This is a genomic window from Streptosporangium jomthongense (assembly GCF_042650425.1).
Taxonomy (GTDB): domain Bacteria; phylum Actinomycetota; class Actinomycetes; order Streptosporangiales; family Streptosporangiaceae; genus Streptosporangium.
The window spans coordinates 1-5,503 of record NZ_JBHSBC010000037.1 but is presented as its reverse complement, the minus strand read 5'-3'; the positions used below and the strand labels follow the sequence as shown (position 1 = coordinate 5,503).

6 protein-coding genes are annotated in these 5,503 nt (G+C 72.9%); 3 read left to right on the top strand and 3 right to left on the bottom strand.

Annotated elements, in window-relative coordinates; all coding sequences use genetic code 11:
• Nucleotides 1-644: DUF3618 domain-containing protein (locus ACFOYY_RS31165; RefSeq protein ID WP_386194627.1), on the bottom strand; the 644-nt coding region annotated here is incomplete at its 3' end.
• A complete protein-coding gene (locus ACFOYY_RS31160; RefSeq protein ID WP_352011575.1) occupies nucleotides 641-1,042 on the bottom strand; it encodes a phage holin family protein in 402 nt (133 codons plus the stop codon). The genes ACFOYY_RS31160 and ACFOYY_RS31165, both read right to left, overlap by 4 nt.
• 424 nt (nucleotides 1,043-1,466) lie before the next feature.
• Here ACFOYY_RS31160 and ACFOYY_RS31155 point away from each other — a divergent pair, with 424 nt between their 5' ends.
• Both ACFOYY_RS31155 and ACFOYY_RS31150 read left to right on the top strand, forming a co-directional pair.
• Complete coding sequence (locus ACFOYY_RS31155) at nucleotides 1,467-2,663, top strand: sensor histidine kinase (protein WP_386194624.1); 1,197 nt, start codon at nucleotides 1,467-1,469, stop codon at nucleotides 2,661-2,663.
• A complete protein-coding gene (locus tag ACFOYY_RS31150) occupies nucleotides 2,660-3,328 on the top strand; it encodes a response regulator transcription factor (RefSeq protein WP_352011573.1) in 669 nt (222 codons plus the stop codon). Before ACFOYY_RS31155 ends, ACFOYY_RS31150 begins: the two co-directional genes overlap by 4 nt.
• Nucleotides 3,329-3,350: 22 nt before the next feature.
• Here the strand turns inward: ACFOYY_RS31150 and ACFOYY_RS31145 are convergent, their stop codons facing one another.
• Nucleotides 3,351-3,884 carry a GNAT family N-acetyltransferase gene (locus ACFOYY_RS31145; RefSeq protein WP_362775904.1) on the bottom strand — a complete coding sequence of 178 codons (534 nt, stop codon included), beginning with the start codon at nucleotides 3,882-3,884 and terminating at the stop codon, nucleotides 3,351-3,353.
• A 113-nt stretch (nucleotides 3,885-3,997) separates the two neighbouring features.
• On the opposite strand from ACFOYY_RS31145, the gene mads6 reads away from it, so the two are divergent.
• Nucleotides 3,998-5,413 carry a methylation-associated defense system protein kinase MAD6 gene (gene mads6, locus ACFOYY_RS31140; protein ID WP_386194620.1) on the top strand — a complete coding sequence of 472 codons (1,416 nt, stop codon included), beginning with the start codon at nucleotides 3,998-4,000 and terminating at the stop codon, nucleotides 5,411-5,413.
• Nucleotides 5,414-5,503: the final 90 nt, after the last annotated feature.

Sequence of the window (5,503 nt, the reverse complement as noted above, 5' to 3'; positions counted from 1 at the left end):
CCCGCCGTGACGGCCGCCACGGCCGCGGCCGCGACGGGACGCCTGGCCGCCCGCGTGGTGACCTCGTCGGCGGCCCGCCGCACGTCGGCCGGGGTGGTGCGCCTGACCCGCTCGGCGACCCCGGTCGCGGTGGCCGCGGTGGCCGCGCCCGCCCGGCGCAACTCGTCGCCGACCTGGGCGGCCGTCTCGTGCACACGCCCTCGCACGTCGGTCTTGCGCACCAGCGCCTCCACGGTCTCCCCCAGTTCGCGGCGGTCCCGCTCGATGTCCCGCCGTACGGACTCCCGGCTCGTTCCCCCGGCCTCGCCCGTCTCCTTCCCGTGGGCCTTCTCCGGAGACCTCTCCGGAGCCCCTGTGGCCTTCCCTGTGGCCCCCTCTGCGGCCTTCCCGGGGGCCTTCCCGGGGGTCCGCCGGACGGCTGTGGGCTGTCCGGTGCCCCCGTCCCCCTCGACGAGGCTGGGCGTGCCGTCGCCCCCCTCACCCGTGGGCGCCGAGGAGGGGCCCCCGCCCGGCTGTTTGGGCGGGACGTTCAGCGACATCCTCTCGTCGGGGGCCACCGGGGCGCCGACCCGCTGTCTGTGGGCGCCGACCGTGCCCGCGTCCCAGATCTCGTCCTTCGGAGTTCCGTTGTCGCTCTCGCTCATCGGTGCGCACTCTCCTTCACCATGCCGATGTCCTCCCTGAGGCTCTCGATGGTCAGCTCGGGAGCGGGCGGAACGGCCTCGGACACCTGCCGTTTGCCGAGGAGCCCCAGAACGGCGGCCACGGCCAGGAGCACGACGCCCACGACGGCGGCGGCGACCCAGGCGGGCATCACCAGGGCGAGAAGCAGGATCACCGCGGCCACCAGGCAGCCGCCGCCGTACAGGGCCACCACACCGGCCCCGCCGAACAGCCCCGCCCCGAGCCCGGCGTGTCTGCCCTTCTCCGCGAACTCCAGCTTCGCCAGGCGAAGCTCGTCCCTGACGAGGCGGGAGACCTCCTGTGACATCCGCCGGATCAGCTCGGCGGTCGACAGCGTGTCCTTGGGATTGCCGATCATGGCGTTCCTCCTCCCTACAGGAGAAGGCGCCTACCCTGTGGCGGGACGGCAAACCCCAGGTCACCGACGATTGATCGGGCCGTTGCCCGTCCTTTCCCCGCGGCCGCGCGCCCTTTCCCCGCGCCTNNAATCGCCTCCGCCGTCACGGCCCTGGTCGTCTCGCTGGCGGCCTGCGGCTCCTCCGGGCCCGCCGCGGACGCCGGAGCCGCCGGCGGAACCCACGTCAGACGGCCCCTGACAACGAGGCCGTCGTCCCACAGCGGACTCACCGTAAGCCGCGCGAGACCCGGTCCACATCGGCCCGCGGGCGGATACGGCCGTGACCCGCGCGGTAGGCGCGGCGCGGCCGTACAACTTCCGCGGTACGGTCACTCATCCACCGGCTCGATGAGAGGACGGTCCGCGCCTGGCTAGCATGCCGCGCATGCGGGCAACAGTGACGGCACTCGCGCGGCGGGTGGGTGAGGTCGACCCACGGATCGTCGACACCCTGCTGGCCGTCGCGCTCACCGGGATCACCCTGGTGTGGGCCGTCAAGGACCAGACCGGCACCTGGTTGCGTCCCGACACGGTCGCGATCCTGCTGACCTGCGCGGCCAACCTCCCCGTCGCCGTACGGCGGCACGCGCCCATGACCGCGCTCCTGCTGTGCGTCGCCGCGTCCCTGTGGCACCACAGTCTGGGCTACCAGCCGAACGTGAACAACTTCTCCGTCCTGCTGACGCTCTACACCGTGACCGTACGACGCTCGCTCGCGGCCGGGGTCGCCGGGGTCCTGGCCGCGACCTCGGTCTGGTGGTGGTCCTCACTCGCGGCGTCGAAGGACATGGCGGCGCTGAACCTGGCGCAGAGCGTGCTGATCGTCCTGACGGCCTGGACGCTCGGCCTGGGCACCCGCAGGCTCGCCGACCGCAACAGGCGCCTGGCCGACCTCTCCGAGCGGCTCGGATACGAGCAGGAGGCGCGGGCGAGGCGCGCGGTCACCGAGGAGCGGGTGCGCATCGCCAGGGAGCTGCACGACATCGTCGCCCACCACATGTCGGTGATCTCGGTGCAGGCGGGGCTGGCCCGTTACGTGTTCGCCAGCGACCCGGGGACGGCCAGGACCGCGCTGGCCACGGTCGCCGACACCAGCCACGAGGCCCTTGAGGAGATGCGGCGGCTGCTGGCGGTGCTCAGGGTCGACCGGCGGCCGGGCATCGACGGCGTCTACGACCCGACCCCCGGCCTGCCCCAGCTCGGTCAGCTCGTCGAGCGCGTCCGCGCCGCCGGGGTCGAGGTCGCCCTCGACGTGTCGGGCAAGGCGAGGCGGCTCAACCCCGGGGTCGAGCTGTGCGCCTACCGGGTGGTCCAGGAGAGCCTGACCAACGTCATCAAGCACGCGCTGCCCGCCCACGCCTCGGTACGGCTGCGCTACGACTGTGAGGAGCTGATCATCACGGTCACCGACGACGGCGCCGTCCCGCAGGGGGACGAGGGGGGCGGCCTCGGGTTGATCGGGATGCGCGAACGGGTCAGGCTCTACGGGGGCGAGATGCGCGCGGGACCGCTGCCGGGAGGCGGGTTCGAGGTCACGGTGACGTTGCCGCTCTCAGCCCCTCAGGAGCGAGGAGACCAATGATCAAGGTACTGGTCGTCGACGACCAGATCCTGGTGCGGGCCGGGTTCGCGGCGCTGATCCGGGCCACCCCCGACCTGGAGGTCGCCGGGGAGGCCTCCGGTGGGCAGGAGGCCGTCGCCATGGCGGGCTCGACCCGCCCGGACGTGATCCTGATGGACGTGCGGATGCCCGACCTGAACGGCATCGCGGCGACCGAGCGCATCCTGGCCACGACGGGCCCGGCCCAGCCGAAGGTGCTGATCCTGACGACCTTCGACCTCGACGAGTACGTCTACGACGCGCTGCGGGCCGGGGCGTCCGGCTTCCTGCTCAAGGACACCCCTCCCGAGCGGCTGATCGCGGCGGTCCGCACCATCGCCGCCGGGGACATGCTGTTCGCGCCGACCGTGACGCGCCGCCTGGTCGAGGCCTACACCAGGGAGAAGGACACCGCGCTCGTCTCGTGGACGGGGCTCGACACGCTCACCGCCAGGGAGACGGAGGTGCTGCGCCTGGTCGGCAGGGCGCTGTCGAACGGGGAGATCGCCGACGAGCTGCAGGTGAGCGAGGCGACGGTCAAGACCCACCTGAACCGGACGATGACCAAGCTCGGGCTGTCGAGCCGCGCCCAGGTGGTCGCCCTGGCCTACGAGACCGGCCTGGTCAGCCCGCGGCACGGCCGCTGAGCGCCCCGCCGTACGGCCCGGGTCAGGGGCCCCCGGGGGTCAGGGTGTGCAGGTGGAACTCCTCCGTCCCCTCCTCCTCGACCCACGAGGGCTCCGACAGGAGCCTGGTCAGGACGAACCCGCCCTTGACCGCGACCCGGCACGAGGCGGCGTTGCCCGTGGCGTGCCGCAGGTCGAGGCGGGAGAGGCCGAGGAAGCCGAACGCCCAGCGCCCGACGACGCCCAGCGCCCGGGTGGCCACGCCGAGGCCCCTGGCGGAGGGCAGCACCCAGTAGCCGACCTCCCCGTGGCCGCGGGCCGCGCCGGTACCGATCCTGACCCTGATGTGGCCGAGCACCTCGCCGGTCGTCGCGCCGGTGACGGCGAAGGAGGCCTCCGAGCCGTCGGACCAGCCGAGCGCGCGCTGGGCGAGCCAGGCCCGCTCGTCGGCTCCCTCGGGCAGGCCGGTCGCCCAGCGGCGGATCCGTGGATCCCGCAGGGCCAGCGCCGCCGCCACGGCGTCGGCCTCCGACAGGTTCCACGGACGCAGGTGCAACGCTCCGGCGGTGATCTCCATGGGTTCCACGTCCGCCGAGCCTACTTTCGCGGAGTGGCGAAAAGTAGTGACAGGCGAGATCATGAGACCCTTGCCCTACTTCAAGTACAGAGAAGAAGGGCGGCACGCTAGAGATGGCACAGATCGTCGGTGGCGGGCGCCCGGTCAACGACGCGGAGCGGCGGGTCATCGCGCATCTGCGGGACAGCGCGCCGGACAACTGGCTGCTGCTGCACAACATCGAGGTGCCCCGTGGCGACGACGCCTTCGAGGTGGACCTGATCGTCGTGACCGGCCACTCGCTCTGTGTCATCGACGTCAAGGGCACCCGGGGCAGGATCGAGGTGGCCGGGACGCGGTGGTTCCCCGCGCGGCGGGACGCCTTCGGCTCCCCCGTGGCCAAGCTGCGCGGCAACGGGCGGGCGCTGAAGGGCCTTCTCACCCAGAGCCACCGGGAGCTCGAACGGGTCTACGTCGACAGCGTCGTCGTGCTGACGGGCGCCGACGCCGAGCTCGTCGACCCGGCGGGCCGTGACGCGCGGCACGTCACCGACCTGGCGGGGCTGGTCGCCATGCTGAGCGACGTCTCCCGGGTCAGGCGGGGATACACCCCGGACGCCAGGCCGTACCGCACGGCGGTGATCGAGGCGCTGAACGGCAGCGTGCGGCGGTCGACCTCGCCGCCACGCTTCGGCAACTGGGAGGTCGAGGAGCAGCTCGGCGGGGACAACCGGACCACCGAGTACCGGGCGATCAACGCGACGCTGCCGGGCAGCGAGACGGTCCTGCTGCGGGTCTACCGCGCCGACCCGCTGGCCGAGGAGGAGCCCAGGGCGGCCGAGCGGCGGCTGATCGCCAACGCCTACCAGTCGCTCACCCGCATCCCCCCGCACCCGTGCGTCGTGCGCTCGCGCGACTTCTTCGCCATCGACGACGAGAGCCGGTTCGTGCTGGTCCTGGACGACGTGCACGGCCAGGCGCTGCATCTGTACATGTCCCAGGCGGGCAGGCGGCCGTCGGTCGAGGCCGAGCTCGACGTGGTCGAGGACATGTTGCTCGGGCTGGCCCACGTCCACGCCAACAACGTCATCCACCGGGCGCTCAGTCCCGCCCGCGTCCTGGTCACCGAGGACGGCAGGGCCATGCTGACCGGGTTCGACTACGCCAAGCCCGGTCCGCGTCCGCACACGGTGGCCAACGAGCTGCCCAACGTGCTCGACACCCACTACGTCGCCCCCGAGTGCCAGGCCAGGCCGGAGCGGATGACCGCCGCCGCCGACGTGTACGCGGCGGGGGTGATCGCCTTCCAGCTGCTGACCGGCGGACTGCCCGCGCCGGGGTCGGACGCCGTGGGCCAGGCGCGTCCCGGCGTGCCCGCCGAGGTGATGGAGCTGCTGCGCCGGATGCGCGACCCCTCCTCCGCCGGGCGCCCCTCGGCCGCCGAGGCCCTCGACGACCTGCGCAGGGCGCGGGAGGGGCTTGCCCCCGCGCGGGAGCCGATGCTGCTCGGCAGGCTGCGCAACCGCTTCCTGCGGTCCTCCCGCCGCTAGGACCTGTTTTGTGGATCTTCGCCGTGGCGAGGATCGTCCAGGCGGATGCCCCGCAAGGCGGAGGAGGAGCTCATAACGGAGTTATGGGCG